This window comes from Desulfitobacterium sp. PCE1 (assembly GCF_000384015.1).
Classification (GTDB): Bacteria; Bacillota; Desulfitobacteriia; order Desulfitobacteriales; family Desulfitobacteriaceae; genus Desulfitobacterium; species Desulfitobacterium dehalogenans.
In genome coordinates this window covers 1,776,342-1,795,316 of sequence record NZ_KB913023.1, presented here as the reverse complement: position 1 = coordinate 1,795,316, position 18,975 = coordinate 1,776,342, and the positions used below count along the sequence as shown (strand labels likewise).

16 protein-coding genes are annotated in these 18,975 nt (G+C 44.0%); 5 read left to right on the top strand and 11 right to left on the bottom strand.

Translation table 11 applies throughout. The features are described 5' to 3' along the window. Positions 1 to 158: 158 nt before the first annotated feature. From DESPCE1_RS24090 to DESPCE1_RS0108875, 11 genes are all read right to left on the bottom strand, one after another. Positions 159 to 1,790 carry a LysM peptidoglycan-binding domain-containing protein gene (locus tag DESPCE1_RS24090; RefSeq protein ID WP_019850238.1) on the bottom strand — a complete coding sequence of 544 codons (1,632 nt, stop codon included), beginning with the start codon at positions 1,788 to 1,790 and terminating at the stop codon, positions 159 to 161. A 113-nt stretch (positions 1,791 to 1,903) separates the two neighbouring features. Further along, entirely contained in the window at positions 1,904 to 3,322 is a 1,419-nt protein-coding gene (locus DESPCE1_RS0108925; protein WP_019850237.1) for a DUF4179 domain-containing protein, read from the bottom strand. Next, the gene (locus DESPCE1_RS0108920) at positions 3,315 to 3,824 is read right to left on the bottom strand and encodes a sigma-70 family RNA polymerase sigma factor (protein WP_019850236.1); all 510 of its coding nucleotides are present in this window, start codon (positions 3,822 to 3,824) and stop codon (positions 3,315 to 3,317) included. The genes DESPCE1_RS0108925 and DESPCE1_RS0108920 overlap by 8 nt, the downstream gene beginning before the upstream one ends. Positions 3,825 to 4,437: 613 nt before the next feature. Further along, complete coding sequence (gene brnQ, locus DESPCE1_RS0108910) at positions 4,438 to 5,751, bottom strand: branched-chain amino acid transport system II carrier protein (RefSeq protein ID WP_019850234.1); 1,314 nt, start codon at positions 5,749 to 5,751, stop codon at positions 4,438 to 4,440. 229 nt (positions 5,752 to 5,980) lie between these two features. Continuing rightward, positions 5,981 to 6,337 carry an arsenate reductase family protein gene (locus DESPCE1_RS0108905; RefSeq protein ID WP_014793684.1) on the bottom strand — a complete coding sequence of 119 codons (357 nt, stop codon included), beginning with the start codon at positions 6,335 to 6,337 and terminating at the stop codon, positions 5,981 to 5,983. Between the two features lie 112 nt (positions 6,338 to 6,449). Continuing rightward, positions 6,450 to 7,349 (bottom strand): YitT family protein, encoded by a 900-nt coding sequence (locus DESPCE1_RS0108900; protein ID WP_014793683.1) that lies wholly within the window; start codon positions 7,347 to 7,349, stop codon positions 6,450 to 6,452. A 141-nt stretch (positions 7,350 to 7,490) separates the two neighbouring features. Then, positions 7,491 to 8,255: an ADP-ribosylglycohydrolase family protein gene (locus DESPCE1_RS0108895; protein ID WP_019850233.1), complete on the bottom strand. Its 765-nt coding sequence runs from the start codon at positions 8,253 to 8,255 to the stop codon at positions 7,491 to 7,493. Positions 8,256 to 8,288: 33 nt separating this feature from the next. Then, positions 8,289 to 10,427, bottom strand: a complete 2,139-nt coding sequence (locus DESPCE1_RS0108890; RefSeq protein ID WP_019850232.1) for an HD domain-containing phosphohydrolase — start codon at positions 10,425 to 10,427, stop codon at positions 8,289 to 8,291. Positions 10,428 to 10,609: 182 nt separating this feature from the next. Beyond that, the gene (locus DESPCE1_RS0108885) at positions 10,610 to 11,068 is read right to left on the bottom strand and encodes a chemotaxis protein CheX (protein WP_014793680.1); all 459 of its coding nucleotides are present in this window, start codon (positions 11,066 to 11,068) and stop codon (positions 10,610 to 10,612) included. Beyond that, on the bottom strand, positions 11,065 to 11,484 hold the full coding sequence (locus tag DESPCE1_RS0108880) for a bacteriohemerythrin (RefSeq protein ID WP_014793679.1): 420 nt from the start codon (positions 11,482 to 11,484) through the stop codon (positions 11,065 to 11,067). The genes DESPCE1_RS0108885 and DESPCE1_RS0108880 overlap by 4 nt, the downstream gene beginning before the upstream one ends. Positions 11,485 to 11,580: 96 nt before the next feature. Continuing rightward, entirely contained in the window at positions 11,581 to 12,384 is an 804-nt protein-coding gene (locus DESPCE1_RS0108875; protein WP_019850231.1) for a TVP38/TMEM64 family protein, read from the bottom strand. A gap of 229 nt (positions 12,385 to 12,613) precedes the next feature. Between DESPCE1_RS0108875 and DESPCE1_RS0108870 the strand changes: the two genes are divergently transcribed. The 5 genes from DESPCE1_RS0108870 (at position 12,614) to DESPCE1_RS0108850 (ending at position 18,421) form a co-directional block, all read left to right on the top strand. After that, positions 12,614 to 13,126, top strand: a complete 513-nt coding sequence (locus DESPCE1_RS0108870; RefSeq protein ID WP_014793677.1) for a ferritin — start codon at positions 12,614 to 12,616, stop codon at positions 13,124 to 13,126. Between the two features lie 310 nt (positions 13,127 to 13,436). Beyond that, the gene (locus DESPCE1_RS0108865) at positions 13,437 to 14,612 is read left to right on the top strand and encodes a BMP family protein (protein WP_014793676.1); all 1,176 of its coding nucleotides are present in this window, start codon (positions 13,437 to 13,439) and stop codon (positions 14,610 to 14,612) included. Positions 14,613 to 14,710: 98 nt separating this feature from the next. After that, positions 14,711 to 16,255, top strand: a complete 1,545-nt coding sequence (locus DESPCE1_RS0108860) for an ABC transporter ATP-binding protein (RefSeq protein WP_014793675.1) — start codon at positions 14,711 to 14,713, stop codon at positions 16,253 to 16,255. Then, positions 16,245 to 17,453, top strand: a complete 1,209-nt coding sequence (locus tag DESPCE1_RS0108855) for an ABC transporter permease (protein ID WP_019850230.1) — start codon at positions 16,245 to 16,247, stop codon at positions 17,451 to 17,453. Before DESPCE1_RS0108860 ends, DESPCE1_RS0108855 begins: the two co-directional genes overlap by 11 nt. A 2-nt stretch (positions 17,454 to 17,455) precedes the next feature. Next, the gene (locus DESPCE1_RS0108850) at positions 17,456 to 18,421 is read left to right on the top strand and encodes an ABC transporter permease (protein ID WP_019850229.1); all 966 of its coding nucleotides are present in this window, start codon (positions 17,456 to 17,458) and stop codon (positions 18,419 to 18,421) included. Positions 18,422 to 18,975: the final 554 nt, after the last annotated feature.

The following is an 18,975-nucleotide window of genomic DNA, read 5'->3' as shown; positions in this document are numbered from 1 at the left end:
AATTTTCATTTTATATCTATTCTTTATAATTTACTTATTTCCTCTTAATCTTCGACTTTTTTCTTTCTTCTTCCTCAGGGTCAAAATAAAAAAGAGAGTGATTTACGACGAGGTAATTCACTCTCTTTTAAGATAACCTTTTAAATTCTAAGAAAAATCTAGTTAGGTATGACCAATTTTTGTCCTTCAAAGATCAGGTTGGGATTCTTTAGTCTTTCTTTATTGGCTTCATAAATTTTTGTATAGAGGGAACCGTCGCCGTACATCTGTTTAGCTATCGTTCCCAAGGTATCTCCAGATTTAACGGTATAAACTTGTTTTATGTTCTCTGTGGACAAGGGAGCCAGTAATCCTTTGGCAGGAAGAGTTAAGACCATTCCTGCATCCACCCGATTATTACTCTTCTTGAAAGCTGCTGCATTGGCTTGGTAGATGTCGGCATGATGTTCATAGCTTCCATAATGATTAAGCGCGATGGTGGACAAGGTATCTCCCGGCTGTACCGTATATTGGGTAGACGCGGGTGTCGGTGCAGCGGGTTCTTCAGAAGACTCGGACACCGATGGAATCGGCTCCGGAGCAGAAGGCTGTTCCGAAGTAGCTTGTTCCGGAGTAGGCTCCGTAACCTGCTCTATTGAAGAGAGAGATGCTTCGATAAATTCAAAGTAATCGAAAGAATTCTCCGGGCTTAATTCAGGAATCCGGATGTCAATGGGTTGATTGATGTTTGAAGTCTCTGAATCAAAGTTTAGGACAAGATTCAAGACGCCACTGATTTCCGTTGCTTCTTCACCGGGAATATTCATCAAGCCGGCAATTTGAGACAAGTCGATCTGCAGATCAATGCTGCCGCTATTCTGGGTAATGTAACCGTCTGTGATGGTGTAGTTCAATTGAATACCGCTCTCACCAATCAGGGTAACATCTTTTAGGGATTCTAAGACCGCGTTGATTTCTGTCAAAACCGCAGCGGATTCTTCCGGTCCCAGAAAACTCTCATCAAAATCCATCGAATCTTCTAAAGAGGCCGGTCCTCCTGTCAGCTCGAAAATCGTTTGGAAATACTCTTGAATAAAACCCTGAGCTTCTTCATCTTGGGCAAAATGGTTGACGCTGTAGCTTAACAACTCTTTAAATGCCTTGTCATTAAGATGAATGGTGTATTTCTGTGTGGAAGGATCATTGACAGGTACACTGACGACCTCAATACCAGGGTTGAAACGGGCAGCATAACCCATCAAAAAGTCCGTCCATTTTGTTTGAAAGTTCACACTGAAATCCATCAACTTGGTCATATCCAGGGTACTTAATTCCGATGAGCTTGTATCGGAGAGATTCATGACCATATACTCTTTGTTCATGAACTCTGCCGGCAAGGAAGCTTTAGCCATAGATGGCATTTGGAATATCTCCAGGAGCTTAGGCTGATCTCCCGCCATATCCATATCGATCCAGTAAGGCATCTTCATTTCCAGTCCCGGCATACTCATCGTCATATCTGCCTGGGCGCGAAGGACGGTTTTCTCTTTATTGCTGTTGGTCTTCATATCGAGCTCAATTTTCGCCCCATTGAGCATCGCCGCCATTTGATCCACTTGCTCCTGAAGCATGGGATCCAATCCTGAACCCTTTAGGTCCATAGACATTGTCATATGCTGTTGTACAGAATTGACGTTTTGCATCTTCATCGACGCATCCAAAATTGCCTTTTGGTTAGCCGTACATCCTGTCAATACAAGGATTGCCGCTAACAATAAGGACATGGTGAAAAGTCTTTTTTTAGTTCTCATTCAATTCCTCCCTTTCAAACGCTGATAATTCCAGTATAATTTATAATTCTAGTTCAATTTTGTTTCTCCTTCTGAAATATTAATTTAATATTGTAATTGGCTTAATATTGGAATTAGCGCTGAGGAAGATCGATTCGGATTGGCTCTTCCAGGATGAGCAGAGGGGTTAATGTTCTTTGCAAAATAATTTTGCCGCTCTCCGGATATTCTACCGTGATCCGTGTTTCCATCCAGGAATCTTGAGGTGACAAGGTTCCTAAACCATTCAGGGTATAGGTCTTTCCTTCTTCATCCCTATATTCGAAACCAAAGGCTCCGAAGCTACCCTCTTCCATGACTTTTGTATCAAAAACCAGGTTGGCTTTTCCTTCTCCTTTGATAACTTCTTTTAACTCCGTTCCCTCAATAGCCGGGGTTATGGTCTTTTTCTCCAGATCCACAGTAATAAATTCCTCTTCCTTATCCAGTAAGCGCAGCCCCTGAATCAGAAGCTCCTGTTTCTTAGGTTTTTCAAAATAATCCGACTCGATAAAGACACTCATTCCGCTGTAATCCTCTTTATTCATGGCGCTGATCCCTTGACTGCCTTTGAGCACGATGTTCCCGTCTTCCTCAACAGCTAAATTCAATCCCTTGACCCAGGCTGTATTGTCATCGGCAAAAGTAAAGGACACTTCCGTTCCCGTGGGATAGACTCTCATCTCTTCCAGAGTGATCTTCTGCCCATGGATGCTGAAGGTCTTATGAAATGCATAAACAATAGGCTCAGCAAATTCTTCAAATTGAACTTCAAAGGTGAAGATCCCTACTTCTTTCATATTGGGTTTATAAACATGGTCTTCGAATTCCCTTACGGGAACGGCTCTTTCCTCCTGGGGAAGGATTTCCAGCTCCAAAAGCACATCAAAGGAGATGGACTCCGGCAATTCACCTTCAGAAAAATAATAGCGCTGCATGATAAAACCATGATTTTTTTCCAGTTCATCTGGAGACAAGCTAGAGGAAGAATAGGCAAAGCCTTCGATTTTTTCTCCTGTCCCTCCATCCCTCATCTCCTTGAGGCTGATATTGGCCCACTCATGGGCTGCCAATTCGAAGTCATCCGGAAGTTGAAAAAAGAGCACCAAATTTTTTTCATCGGCAAGGACGTAAGGCAGAGATAATTGTTTTTCTCCATCCCAGGCAGTCAGAGCTACTTCCTGAATATATTCATTTTCTATGGCCCCGCTCAGGCTTTTATCAAACTGTATATACTCAATCAAGTGGCCGATAACCGGGATACGGGACATGGTATGAGCAAAAGCAGAATTGCTATTGACCAAGAAGATCAATAATAGTGCGGCAGCAACTGTCGAGAGAGAACTATAGAAGGCTCTCTTTCTCCTCTTGCCCTGACCAATTCTTTTCTCCAACCTATCTTCCACTGATCCTAAGCGATTAGGCTCTGCATAAGCCTCAGCTATAAAAGCCTGCCACTCCTGCCCCGCATCATGCCTGCTCTTTGTTAAATTCTCTTGGTTGCCTTCAGTCATAACAGTCTCCCCCTTCCTCCTCACTCAGTTCCACTCTCAGGATCTTCAAAGCCTTGCGGCTACGGGTGGCTACCGTCCCCTCCGGAATTCCCAGTATAAGGGCAGTATCCGCAATGGTATAGCCGCCGAAATAGCGCAGAACAATCACCTTTCTAAGGTCTTCAGGCAGAGCCTGTACGGCCAGCTTGATGGATAATGTGCCCTCAGGAAAAGACAGCCCTTGTTCCGGCAGGACTTCCATGATCACTTCCCGCTTGCCCATTCTCAAGATTCGATAACATTCATTGATCAGGATTCGAGTCAGCCATGTCTTGAAAAAACTAGGTTCCCGCAGTTCTTTCCTATGAACATATCCTAAATATACAGCTTCATCCACCGCCTCCAAGGCCTTGGCTTCATCGCCGAGATAGCCAAACGCAATGCGGTACATCATGCTTTTATAGTCTGTGATGAAAGCCACATAGGTCTTTTTATCGACTCCTTTTCCTCCAAATACACCCATGTCCGCCCCCCTTCCTATCTATTAGAGAAACTTAACCATGATTTTCATTTCAAGGATGCAAAAACTTTTTATCTTTTTTCAGAGTAACCTGCCATGCCGCAGGCAGCACCAGCAGAGGATGAAAAGCGTTGTCCAAGTGTCCGGGTCGAGTAGCTTTACGCACAGGTCACTTTTTGCACTTCTTACCCCTCACCCGCGCCGCTCAAGCCCGAAAGACGGCCCAAGGATTTTGCTATAAGGCAGAGAACGGATTCTAAGCGAGCAGGGTAGCAATCTTCGCGAAAAGACTGCAGTGGAGTCGGGTTGGAAACAGGACGTTTCCAACCGCCCATTGAGAACAAGTGCGAAAGCAGTGCTTTCGAGGAGCCGATTTGGGCACGAAACCCGGGCGAGGGTTTCGCCCAAGCCGCCATGCCACAGAGACTGCTTAGCGGCGAAGGTGGACCCGACGCAGCGGAGGTCTTGAGCGATTAGATTGCTCCGCGCAGCTTATGGAGTGAACGCCGAAAGCAAAAGGTCTTTTTTAAGGAAGTTTTAATCATGCAAAAAAGCAGAACCCCGAAGAGGAGTTCTGCTTTTACTACGGAATTTCCTTGTTGATAGGAATGCCCTTCTATGCCTTAGCGGATTTCCCGGCGGTGAAAACCATAGTTAAAACTAAGGTGAGTACAGCGGGAATTAACCATCCCAAACCCAGGTGATAGAAAGGCAGAAAATCCATGACCTTCCGAATAAGGCCGAGATTAATCCCCAGTGATGTCCCTAAATCATAAAGGGTGTCCAGGGTGACATAGAAGACGATGATTCCCACTGTCCACACATAAACTGCTCTCTTACCTTTATAGAGATTGTGAAGCAGTGCGAGCATAATCAGGACAATAATGATCGGATAGACGAATTCCAACAAGGGTACGGAAACCCTTAAAATATTAGCTAAGCCCATGTTCGCTAAAATAAAGCTGATAAAAGTAGTAATAATCGCTACCGTATTATAGCTCACCCGGTTATGGGTTAAACGGCTGAAATACTCTCCGCAGCTGGCCACCAGCCCAATAGCTGTGGTGAGACAGGCTAAAGCCATAACGACACCAATAATAGTCCGGCCTGGGACTCCTAATAAGGATTCGCTGATGAATATAAGCATCTGCCCATGATTAGTCCCGGTAAATAAGGTTCCAGTCGTGGCTCCAATATATCCCAATCCAACATAGATGAAACATAAACCTGCTGCTGCAATCATTCCTGCTGTGATGGTAATTCTTGCTATTTGGTTGTTATCGTTTACACCTTTCTCCTTGATGCCTTTAACGATAATCATACCAAAAATCACCGAGGCGATAGCATCCATGGTATTGTAGCCTTCTAAAAACCCTTGAGAAAATGGATTCATATAGCTGCTTTGAGCCATCGTGCCTAAAGGATGAGCTACTCCGACATAAATGATAATAGCTAAAAAAATCAGCATGAAAGGGGTAAGGATTTTCCCCACGCTATCAAGGATTTGGGTCGGCCTTAAGACAAAAAATAAGGTAATGGCGAAAAAAGCAACAGATGTCAGCAATAACGCTAACTGAGGATGAATGAATTGGGTCACAGGAGCGATAGCTACTTCATAGGTTGTAGCAGCGGTTCTTGGAATAGCCAAAAGGGGACCAATACAGAGAACTGAAATAGTCGTGATAATTTTACTGAAAGCAGGATGAACCCGGTTAGCGAGCAATTCCAAATCCCCACCGGCTTTAGCCACCGCGGTCACTCCTAAAAAGGGAAGCCCGACTCCCGTTACAATAAAGCCCAACAGGGCCCAGGAAAGCTGATCTCCACTTTGCAAACCAAGCATAGGCGGAAAAATAAGGTTACCTGCCCCGAAAAACATAGCTAAGAGTGCGAATCCTGTAATCAAAATGTCCTTGTTTGAAAGCTTCATCTCTTGACTCCTTATCGTAGTATTGATGAATTCTAATATTTATATTTTTTTAACAAACTATTATAGAATAGCATTCCTCTCAAAGAGCTGTCAACACATAACTTAAGACATTAAATTGACCCGGATCAGCATATAAATTCTTGCTCATACTCGGCGCAAAAAAAAGAGCCCAGTATCCCCCATTAATTGGGATACTGGGCTTGTCATTACCGACCCGTATTTAATTGTCTTATTCTTTGTTTAATCTCTCTTCCCATTCGGATTCCTTAAAACCTGTCAGAACAAAATCCTGCCCCAGTAAAAGAGGGCGCTTCACCAGCATTCCATCTGTCGCCAGAAGTTTTAACTGCTCCTCTTCAGTCATCATGGGAAGCTTATCCTTAAGATTTAAGCTCTTATACTGTTGACCGCTGGTGTTAAAGAAACGCTTTAGAGGTAACCCGCTAAGTTCATACCATTTTTGCAGCTCTTCAAAGGTAGGATTCTCTCCTTTGATATCGCGGACTTCAAAGGAAAGGCCTTTTTCCTCTAACCATTTCCGTGCTTTTTGACAAGTCGTACATCTGGAATAACATATAAACTGCATAATTTTCCCTCCTTACTTCAGGATATATCGAAATACCCTTCGGTATTGGTTACAAATTCGGTATGGCTTTTTCGCCATGAAATTCACTCTTAATTATACAGTAAATCGCGTTCTAATGTATATCCTTTTTCTTAAACCGTCCGCCCTTGACTTCTCCAACATCTGAGATAATCAGAAAGGCAGAAGGATCGATTTCTCTGACAATATCTTTCATTTTAGCTTCTTCCAGCCGGGTAAAAACACAAAAAACAATATTCTTCTCGTCTCCGGAGAAGGATCCCTCTCCTTTTAAATAAGTCACCCCACGGCCTAATCTCTGCATAATGGTTTCTGCAATGACTTGATTACATTGACTAATGATATAAATGGACTTCATGTCATCAAAGCCCTTAACCACGATATCAATGGTCTTAAAGGCAATATAGTAGGTTAACATGGAATACAGGGCATTATCTAAGCCATAAATAAAGGCAGCTACGGAGAAAATAATGACATTAATGATCATGATAATCTCGCCTACGGAGAAGGGAGCTTTTTTCTCTATAAGGATAGCCAAAGTCTCCGTCCCATCCAGAACTCCGCCGTTACGGATGACCAAGCCGACCCCGAAGCCTAGCATAAGGCCGCCAAAAACCACAGCCAGAAGCTCATCATGTACTACGGGGGTCAAATCGTGCATGAGGACTGTTGAAAGAGACAAAATAAAAATCCCATAAAGCATACTCACGGCAAAGGTCTTCCCGATTTGCTTATACCCTAAGAAAAAAAAGGGTAAATTGAGGAGAAACAAAAACACCCCGAGCTTGATGGGGGTTAAATGAGACAGCATCATGGAGACCCCGGTAACACCGCCATCAATAATATGATTGGGAATCAATATCCCCTCTAGGCCAAAGGCCATAGTAACCGCTCCAAGGCTTATAAAAAATGCCCTCTTAACGAGGCTTCTTATTTTCATCTTTTGATGACTTCTTGGCACACAGACTTGCCCTACAGCTTCTTGTTCAATCAATATGCATTCCCCCATTTTCTATTTTTATACATTTTTTACCAATAGGTGTTAACAATTAATTTTATCTTATCTGGATATAAATAGGCAAGATTTTTATAAAAAAAAACCACCCTTCATTCTGGATGGTTTATTGGGCTCATATTAAAGGGCTCTATAAAAGTTGCTCAATAAGGCATTTATCGGATCATCCAGATAGATTATAGCCTCTTTTTTAATCTCATGAGGAACATGACCATAATAAGCTTCTGCTAAGGCTCCTGTTATGCAAGCGATGGTATCACTGTCCCCACCGATGGATATGGCATTCCTTATGGCATCTTCAAAGTTCTCAGACTCCAGGAAGGCCCGAATTGCCTGGGGTACACTGCCCTGGCAAGAGACATCAAAGGTATACCCATTCCTAATCTTCTCTAGAGGTTCATTCAGGTTATAGCTAAATTCCCGTTCAATAGTCTCTTTCAGCTCACTCTTTGTTTTTCCACGCTTAGCGAGAAATACAGCCGCTGCCGTGGCCTGAGCTCCTTTGATTCCTTCGGGATGATTATGGGTGACTTCCGCACTCTTCTTTGCCCTCTCCAGCACTTCATCCAGCGTTTTATAGTAAAAGCCTATGGGGCTGACTCTCATGGCGGAACCATTGCCCCAGCTGTAGTAGGGTTCATTCCGACCGGACTCCGCCCATTCTTTAAAACTCCGCCCATATCCTGCCTGGGGGTATCGCTTAAACCATGCTCGATAAGCTTCCGCAAAAGGCATCCCATGGATAAGCGAATCGATCGTGGCCATGGTCAATACGGTATCATCCGTAAATCTAGAATGGGAAGAAAACAAGGGGAAGTCCTTGCTTTTTATATTTTTAAACTCATAGACAGAGCCAATAATATCGCCAACGACAGCTCCGAGCATTATCCTCACACCTAGTTAAGTTTTCATAGTATTTTAGATAGCTTTTTTTCCCAGAACTTTCTCAACGAAAACCTTCACAATCTCCGGATCAAACTGGGTTCCTGCATTCTTCATCAATTCTGCTACGGCTACCTCTTCAGGTAAAGCCTTGCGGTAACTTCTCTCACTGATCATAGCATCGTAGGAATCCGCAATGGAAATAATTCTGGCCTGGAGGGGGATTTCTTTCCCCTTTAGGGCCTTAGGATACCCTGTTCCATCCCATCTTTCATGATGAGCCAGGACGTACTCAGCCATCTCAGACATTTCCTTAATGGTACAAAGCAAGCGGTAACCGATCTCCGGATGACGCTTAATCTCTTCCCATTCTTCATCCCGGAGCTTATCCGGTTTGTTCAGGATTGTTTCGCTGATGACGATTTTTCCAATGTCATGAAGGAGACCCACCGTCTTAAGTTCTTCAATTTCATCATTGGAACAATCCAGTTCGATGGCAGTCCTTTTGCATAATTCAGAGACCCGGTGGGAATGCTGCTCTTCCCGTTTGTTCTTTTCATGCAAGGTCTTAATGATAGTATCAATCGTTTTGCTTCTGACACTGGGGCTTTCCGACAGCTTATTTTTATACATATAATCTTCGGCTTTTTTTAATATTTCATTAATCTTTATTTCGGGATTTTCCATGGTTTCATACCCGAAGGAGACGGACAATTCCAAGCCGCCGATCTTTTCCTGCAAAGCCATAGCTTTAATACCCTTAATCACTCTTCTTGCCTCAAACTCATTCGTTCTGGGCATAAGAATAATGAACTCATCCCCACCAATTCTGGCCACCAAATCCTCCTGACGGCAGCCCTCTTGGATGACCTCAGCCACTTTACGAATCAATCGGTCACCGTAAGCGTGTCCAAAGGAATCATTGACGAGCTTTAACCCATTGACATCCGCCATGGTAATGGTCAAGGGCAAGTCTTGCGTAAAATCAATCCGGCTAAGCTCCTCTTCCAGAAATCTCCGATTATACAGACCTGTAAGTTGATCATGGTAACTTAAATATTCAATCTTCTCTTGCTTTTCCTTCACAGATTGTAAGCTTAATTTATACCTTTCTTTCTCCCTGAAGAGCTCCTCATTCTTTCGCTTAAGTTCGTAAACGAGGCGATTATCTTGAAAGATAAATACAAAGCCCAGGACATCATGAAGTTTTCTATCTTTAATCCGCTTGCACACTACATTGACGGGCAGAGTACTTTTGTCCTTCTTGATTATTTCTATATCCGTATACTTAAGATCCCTGTTTTTCATTTGGCTCAAGTCAAATTTACCTTGATCTGCCTTCCGGAAAAGAAATTCCAGGGTATGGTCCATAACCTCATCTTCATCATAACCAAGCAAGGCTCTCATCTGGCTGGAAACCTTCCGTATCCGGCCTTCCTGGTCCGCTACAATCACCGTATCCAGGGTTTCATTCATAATCTCCTGCATAATAACGCTCTCAGGAAGTTTAAAAAAGTGATAACGTATTACCACAATAAAAACCCCAAAAATCATAATGAGTGAGTAGAGTTGTCCCATCGTGGGAACGTGTATTTGGATCAGGGCAGGTAAAATGGTTTGGGTCGTCAGATTTAATAAAAATGGGATCAGGCTGGTAATGACGAGGATCCGGGATTGTTTTTTAATCCGGATATGGGGTGATGCATATCCCCACTTAAACAAGAGGACAATGGCGATGAGCAAATAGGAGAAATTATACAAAAAGTCACCGGCATAGAAAAAATTGGCCACTTGGACAGGTGTCTCCAGATTCGGGCCAAAGCAGAAGACGGCAAGCACATAGAAAACAAAACCAGGTAAAAAGATCATGAATTTAACCCCATTGTGTTTCACAAGGGAGTTTTCTGTAATGAGCAGGACAAGGTAGAGAATCAAGGCGCTAAAACTGCACCAGCCTAGAGCGGCCAGCTTATTCCAAAAGGAAAAGGTCCAGGCATCCTGGGCTATATAAGCAAAAGCATAAGCAAAAGACCAAACAGAATAGCTCAGACATAAAAGGAGAAAGGATTGATGAATACGGGATTGAGGACTTTGTCTGTAGGTATAAATACCAAAGGACATATAAACAAGTACAGCAAATAAAGACAATACTGAAAGCAAACTATGGTTGGTCATTGGTTTCTCCTTCAATTTATTGCTTCTCGCTCTTTCTGCCCCCCTCTTCACGGGGTTCCGAATCTTGCGATATCCTAAACAATTTGTCTAAATTATATTGCCATTTATAATTATTTTCAATATAAAAAAAGCCCTGTTCATTTAAAATGAACAAGGGCCGAAATACTTACATGAATTGCATCCTAAACTGTACGGAAATTAAGTTCCACATCCCCAATCGAGGTCTTAACTTTGGTTCGATAAATAGGACACCCTTCTTTCGTGGGAAGGGCCCCTCCTTCAAGAATTTTCGGAGGACGGATATCGCATATAACTTGAGATTGGGACAATCCGGTCATGGCATTGCCGCTGATAATATTCGCAATTTCACCTAGAGCGGATTTTACAAATTCGTCGATTTCATTAAACTCCATCCCGCTCATCATTTTGACCATTTCCAGGGTGGTATCCTTAGGAAAACTGTACATCACTTCTCCGGCAAGGTCCCCTGTAATCTCAATCACAATATCAACTTTTTCTTTAGCTTCCTCGCTGCTTTCTATGGGCTGACTTACATCAGTAGATACATCCAGATCCAGTAAGAGCTTAAAGGTTTGACTGGCAGCATTAGAAAAGGGGGTCAGAAGGTCTTTCGCGCTCATTGTTTACCCTCCTTGCTTCTTGCATATTCGGCTATTTTCTGATCATAAGCTACCACATGGTTGATCAGCCATGCCAAAAGTTTTCCCCCAAATTGCTGCATAAGCTCTTCTTTAAAGCCTTCCTTTTCGTACTCCTGGGATACAGCAACCACATAAGCAACCATATTTTTATGTATTATTTGATGTTCTTCAAAATGAGGATATCCGATCTCCAATTGATAAGCCTCTTCATCGGCAAAATGAGTAACCACATAGCTTTTCATAAATTCGAGGGTTTCATTGACCTTTTCAACCTTTTGTTCCCATGGCTTGTCGGAACGCAGCGTTTCCACGAAGCTCGCTACCCGTGAAAACAACTCCTCATGTTGACTGTCGATAACAGGAACACCGACCTTGTATTTTTCCTTCCAGATCATAGATTGACTCCTTTCACTCTCTCCTCAAACACTTCCTGTAGTTCTTCCTATTATATCATAAGTGAAAATCCTACCAAAGAATAATTATTCTTTATATTAGCGTTGAATGGGGGTAACCGTAGCGGCATAATAAAATATCACAAAAATAATAACCAAAATAATGGTCCAAAGAATGATCTTTTGCCAATGCAAATTCCACTGTTCACTGATGAATTGAGTTCGATTCCTGTGCTCGACAAACTCCCGTAACCACCCTCGCTTCCACCATGCTAAGACAAAGATAATAATTAATGCCGCAATCGTAACCACTACAGGGTTCAGATTCTCCAAGGCCAATCCATTGCCCATAAAGGCTAAGACGGCATAGCCCGGCAGCCGGCCTGCCACAGAGATCAGAACCAGGGTCCGGATGGGAATCGTCGTTAGTCCGGCAATAAATGCAATAAGATCATCTGGAAAAGCAGGCAGGAGAAAAATAAAAAAGAACACCCAGGCTCCTTTTTCCTCTGAAAGATGGTCAAAGCGCTCCATAGTCTTCCTATCCACAAACCGTTCCACAAAGGGACGTCCTAATTTCCGGGAGAGAATAAAAACTAAGGTAAATCCGATGGTGGCACCCAGCATTGTGTAAAGCAAACCCAGAAAGGGACCAAATAAAAATCCGCCAATGACTCCAATAACCTGACCGGGTATGGGGGCAATCAAGACCTGCACAATCTGTAAGAAAATAAACACCAGCGGCCCCCAGGTCCCTGATCGAATAATGATCTCGCGGACTTGATCCGGGTCGCTTAAAAGTGTTAAGTAGGGCCAGCTCCAATAGAGCAGAGGACCAATAACCAGGACAAATAGCAGCAAAGTTATTAAAAACGAAGACTTTCGGTTCAGCTTCTGCTTCATAGTTCCTAATTCCTTTGAATATAATTTTTAGTCTAATGATAACATAATAGGTTAAAAAGTGTCTGCAGGAAACATCAAATTTTGACATTATATTTTACCCGGAAACTATTTTGTAAATTAAAAGTAATTTATCCTCTATTAATTATTAAATATCGCGATTGTTTGGGTATGGGGCAAGAATCTGCTATACTATGGTCAATAATAAAACAAAAAAGAAGGAGAATGACTTATGCTCGACCGTGAAGTAGCTTTATTGCTCAACGAACAAATCAACAAGGAACTTTATTCGGCTTATCTCTATTTGGATATGGCCAATTATTATTCTGACAATGGTTTAGATGGCTTTGAAAATTGGTTTTATATCCAAGCCCAGGAAGAAAGAGACCATGCCATGCTCCTCCGGACCTATCTTCTCAACAATGATGAAAAAGTTACCCTTGATGCCATAGCTGCTCCCGACCTTACTTATGAAGATTTTAAAGCTCCCCTTCTTGCCGCCTTGAAGCACGAGCAAATGGTGACGGCTTCCATAAACACTATTTACGCTGCAGCATATGAGAAAAAAGACTTCCGCACCATGCAATTTTTAGATTGGTTCGTCAAGGAGCAAGGTGAAGAAGAGAAAACCTCCACCGATCTTATCAGCAAGTTCGAACTTTTTGGTCAAGATCCAAAAAGTCTCTATATGCTGAACCAGGAGCTGGGAGCCCGGGTCTATTCAGCACCTTCTCTGGTACTTTAATCTTCAATTAAGTGAGATTGGTTAAACCATCATCTTTTTAAACCATACGTAATGCAGTTCAAACTGCTAAAAAGTCTGCACCCTAAAGAAGGCTGGAGGTATCCATGGCGATACCTCCGCCTTCTTTCTTTTCTTTTGTATTTCTTCTTTTAAACATTTAATAATACAAATTCTCCTTGATAAGAAATTTATATAGAACTTTCCAAAATTGAATAGTTGTAAATTTTTATGAGGATGTTAAAATACATTTGGGATACAAAATACACCGAAATCCCTAAGAAGAAAAAGGAATAAAAAAGGAGAAGAGAAGATGAAAAAAATCACATCCGTTCTATTGGCTCTCTTATTGGTGGCCCTTTTGGCTACAGGATGCGGCAGCACTCCATCCGCCAATAATGCAGGCAATAGCGGCACCCCAAGCGGTGGAGGTTTTGAGATCGCTCTCATTACCGACAAAGGCAATATTGATGACAAGTCCTTTAACCAGGGATCTTGGGAAGGCGTTGTCGAATTTGCTGAAGCCAACAACATTACCCACAAATACTACAAACCTGAAGAAGCTTCCGACGCAGGTTATCTGGCAGCCATTGATTTAGCTGTTACCGGCGGGGCTAAAGTAATTGTCACCCCCGGCTTCTTGTTTGAGGTACCTATTTTTGAAGCTCAAACAATATATCCTGATGTGAAATTCATCCTCTTGGATGGAGCGCCTCACACTGCCGACTACAAAACCTTTGATACCAAAGGAAATGTCGCCAGCATTATGTATTCTGAAGAAGAATCCGGTTATCTGGCCGGTTATGCCGCTGTTATGGATGGTATGACAAAGCTTGGCTTCATGGGCGGTATGGCTGTTCCAGCAGTACAATCCTTCGGCTACGGCTACTTACAAGGTGCTGAGGCTGCTGCTGCAGAACTCGGTCTGGCTGATGGTGCAATCTCGGCAATCTACCATTACACCGGCGACTTCAATGAGACCGATAACAATAAAGCCACCGCTAAAACTATGTATCAAGGTGGTACAGAAGTGATCTTTGCTTGCGGCGGTGCCGTAGGCAAGAGCGTTATGTCTGCAGCTGCCGAAGCTGGAAAAAAAGTTATCGGCGTTGACGTTGACCAACGCTATGACAGTGAAACCGTCATTACTTCTGCAACCAAAGGTTTGCGGGCTTCTGTAGTCCAAGTTCTCGAGTCCATCTACAAAACCGACAGCTGGAGCACTTTTGCCGGACAAACCACCTATTTCGCAGCAGCTAACGATGGAATCGGACTCCCCACTGCTGTCATCGGGGATGCTAAGGCCAACGCATTTGACCGGTTCGGAAAATTCACTGTAGAGCAATATGAAAAAGTATTTAAGTCTTTAGTGGATGGTTCTGTGGATCCTATCCGAACCATCGAAGTAAAAGATGCCAACGGTTATGCTACTGCGGATGAGCTTGTATCCGGACTTAAACTCAGCAAAGTTACCGTTGAAGTTCGATAATACGATTATCCCTATCAATTAGAGCGAAGACTAGGGGAAAGGGAATACCCTTTCCCCTTTCCCCTATTTACATGGAAAATATATGAAGAGGGGTTATTATGAACGATTATATTATTGAAATGCTCAATATCACTAAAGAGTTCCCCGGTATCGTCGCCAACGACACTATAACTTTGCGTCTGAAAAAAGGCGAGATTCACGCTCTGTTAGGAGAAAACGGTGCCGGAAAGTCCACCCTTATGAGCGTTTTATTCGGTTTATACCAACCGGAGAAAGGCGAAATCCGTAAAAATGGAAAAACCGTAAAAATCAATAATCCCAATGACGCTAACGCTTTAGGTATTGGCATGGTTCATCAGCATTTTAAACTGGTGGAAATCTTTACTGTTCTCGAAAATATTATGCTAGGAGTCGAACCCCATACCCTGGGTTTTTTGCAAAAGAAAAAGGCCAAGGAAAAAATCGTTGAACTAAGCAGGCAATATGGCCTGGAAGTGAATCCCGACGCCATTATCGAAAAAATATCCGTGGGCATGCAGCAAAGGGTTGAGATTCTCAAAATGCTCTATCGGGATAACGAAATTCTGATCTTTGATGAACCCACAGCCGTTTTAACCCCTCAAGAAATCGATGAACTTATGGAAATCATGCGCCGCTTTGCCCAAGAAGGCAAATCGATCTTATTTATAACTCATAAATTAAACGAGATAATGGCAGTTGCCGATCGCTGCACCGTACTGCGCAAAGGACAATATGTGGGCACTGTTGAAATAAAAGATACCACAAAAGAAGAACTCTCCCGTATGATGGTGGGCCGGGATGTAAGCTTCAGGGTTCAAAAGGAAGCGAGTAAACCTGAGCGAGTAGTCTTATCCGTAAGGAATGTCTCTGTTCCCTCCAAAACCAGTAAGAAAAACGCCGTAAACAATGTCTCTTTAGACGTTCGCGCCGGCGAAATAGTCTGCCTGGCCGGTATTGACGGCAATGGACAAACCGAATTTGTCTCTGCCCTGACCGGGCTGGAAAGACACACAAGCGGTACCATTACCCTTTGTGATCAAGATATAAGCAAAGCTTCCATCCGTACCCGGTCCAAATCCGGTATGAGCCATATTCCCGAGGACCGGCACAAGTACGGCCTGGTCCTGGATTATACTTTAGAAGATAATCTGGTTATACAGCGTTACTGGCAACCACAGTTTCAACGGTTTGGATTCATCAGGCGCAAGGCCGTGCGGGCCTATGCTGAAGGAATAATCAAACAGTACGATGTGCGAAGCGGACAAGGGCCGATTACCATCGCCCGCAGCATGTCCGGAGGAAACCAGCAAAAAGCCATTATTGGCAGGGAAATAGACAAAGATCACGAACTGTTGGTGGCGGTACAGCCCACCCGGGGCCTGGATGTCGGTGCTATCGAATATATCCATAAGCAGCTGGTGGCCCGTCGCAACGCCGGAAAAGCGGTCTTATTGGTCTCCCTGGAACTTGACGAAGTTATGAACGTCAGCGATCGAATCCTGGTTATGTATGAAGGGGAAATCGTCGGCGAACTGGACCCCAAGACCACCACTGTTCAGGAACTGGGTCTTTACATGTCCGGAGCAAAACGCAACCAAAAGGAGGGCTCCCATGCAGAATAAGACAATACCCCCTTCCAAACCCTCTCTTTTCCATCGATTGATTCACAGTAAAGGGTTTTCAGCATTTACTGCCGCCCTTATGTCCATTTTTCTGGGTTTTGTCTTTGCTTTTCTGATCATGGCTTTTGCCAGTCCCGACAACGCCTTATCCGGGTTGCAAATGCTGCTCATCGGCGGCTTCAAGCGCCTGGCCGATGTCTTCTATTTCGCCACACCGATCCTTATGACCGGTTTAGCCGTTGGCTTTGCTTTTAAAATGGGGCTCTTTAACATTGGAGCGTCCGGTCAATATACCATGGGCATGTTCTTCGCCCTGTATGTAGGATTTATGTGGGACCTTCCCGCTGGAATCCATTGGGTGGCCTGTGTCATAGCGGGTATGATCGGCGGACTTCTTTGGGGTTTAATACCGGGTATCTTTAAATCCCTGCTCAACGTCCATGAGGTCATTACCTCCATCATGTTCAACTATATCGGGATGTATTTAGTGGACATGCTTATACAAGGCAATGGGGTCATGTACGTTTCCTCTAAGACCCGTACAGCCTATCTCCCCGCTTCCGCTCAATTGCCTACCTTAGGTATAGAACATTCCAATGCCAATATCTCCATCATCCTGGCTATTATTATCGCTATTCTTCTTTATATCGTCTTAAATAAGACAACCTTTGGCTATGAACTCAGAGCCACAGGGTTTAATAAAAATGCCAGCACTTACGCCGGTATGAACGGTAAACGCAATATTATACTCACCATGGGTATCGCCGGAGCCATGGCGGGATTAGGCGGCGCCTTTGCCATCTTAGCTCCCTCTACCATCATGGGCAGCAGTATGACCTATGAGCCCATTAATGTCATCGCTGCCAATGGTTTTAACGGGATCGCCGTAGCCCTCCTGGGCAGCAATAATCCTCTGGGAATTATCTTCTCTGCCGTATTCATTTCCCATATCCAGCGGGGGGGAACCCTGGCCAGCCTATACGGTTATAAGCCGGAGATTATTGATATCGTTATCGCCGTCATCATCTATTTCTCAGCCTTTGCGATGCTGATGAATACTACGGTGGTTGCTTTTTTCAAAAAACTTTTTATGAGAAAACAACCTCTTTCTTCAGGAGAGACTTCCAAAGAGATTTTGGCTGAGAAGATTCTCCCTAAGGATCAGGACACTTCCGGAACAACTAAGGAGGAGGCGTAACTATGGATACCGTATATTATTTGGTTCAAAATACGCTTCCTGTAGCGATACCCTTGCTCTTAGTGGCCCTGGGCGGGATGTTCAGTGAGCGTAGCGGCATCATCAATATCGCCTTAGAAGGGATCATGCTCTTCGGTGCCTTCTTTGGCTGCCTCTTTGTCTACTTTGTTCAGGGTTCCTCCCTGAACCCACAGTATATCCTCTTGCTGGGCATGGTGGTTTCTGCTCTGGCAGGCATCACCTTTTCCTTATTGCTTTCTCTGGCTACTGTCACGATGAAAGCGGACCAAACTATATCGGGAACGGCTTTAAACATGCTGGTTCCCGGAATGATCCTCCTTTATGCGAAAATGTCCTTTAACAGCGACGGCATTACCACCAATGTGAACTTTTATCTGCGGCAAATCCCTGTTCTGGGGGATTTGCCCGTCATCGGCAAGTTATTTTTCCAGAACACCTATATCACCGTCTATATCGGTTTCCTTTTCCTGATCATTGCAGCGATCATCTTCTATAAGACACGCTTTGGCTTGCGCCTGAGGGCTTGCGGTGAGCATCCTCATGCTGCGGATTCGGTGGGTATCAATGTTTATGTTATGCGTTACGCAGGGGTTAGTATGTCCGGTTTTCTGGGCGGAATGGGCGGATTTTTCTATGCTGTCGGAGTCATGAACAGCAACATCAACGGTCACACCGGGGTAGCGGGGTTCGGCTTCTTAGCCCTGGCCGTCATGATCTTTGGACAGTGGAAACCCTTTCAGATTCTGCTGGCGGCCTTATTCTTTGCCTTCCTGCGCACCTTGGCCTATTCCATTGCCCTCATCCCCTTCCTGCATGCTCTGAACATCAACCAAACCTTCTACAAAATGCTGCCCTATCTGGCTACAATGGTCGTTCTGGCCTTCACCTCTCAGAAATCCAGAGCACCAAAAGCTGAAGGGATACCTTACGACAAGAGTCAGCGCTGATGACCCATGAGTTACCACCAGGGAGCTGTCCTGCAATCCAGGATAGCTCCTTTTTCTGTCCAGCTCCTAACCTTCGGCAGGGATAGTATTTATCTGCTCAACTCGTAAATACTAAGGAAGAGAAGTTTTATTCTTAAAAAGACCCGAAAGCTGATTCTCCAGGATTTAGCTTTTGGCGTTCACTCCATAAGCTGCGCGGAGCAATCTAATCGCTCAAGACCTCCGCTCTATCGGGTATCCGCCCAAATCGCTCCTGCTTAATGGGCGGTTGGAAACGTCCTGTTTCCAACCCGACTCCGCTGCAGTCTTTTCGCGAAGATTGCTACCTGCTCGCTTAAATCCGTTCTCTGCCTAAAAGCAAAATCCTTGGGCTGCCTTTCGGGTCTGAGCAGTACAGCTTTTCTGATTAGTACAGCTTTTTCATCCTCTGCTGGTGCCCCCGCGGCATGGTTGGCTACCCTTAAAAAGACCTGAAAGGGAGTCGCAAAAATCCCAGAAAAGTGCTGAATAGGGACCCTCAAGCGTAGCTTTACGCACAGGAGCGAACGGATTTC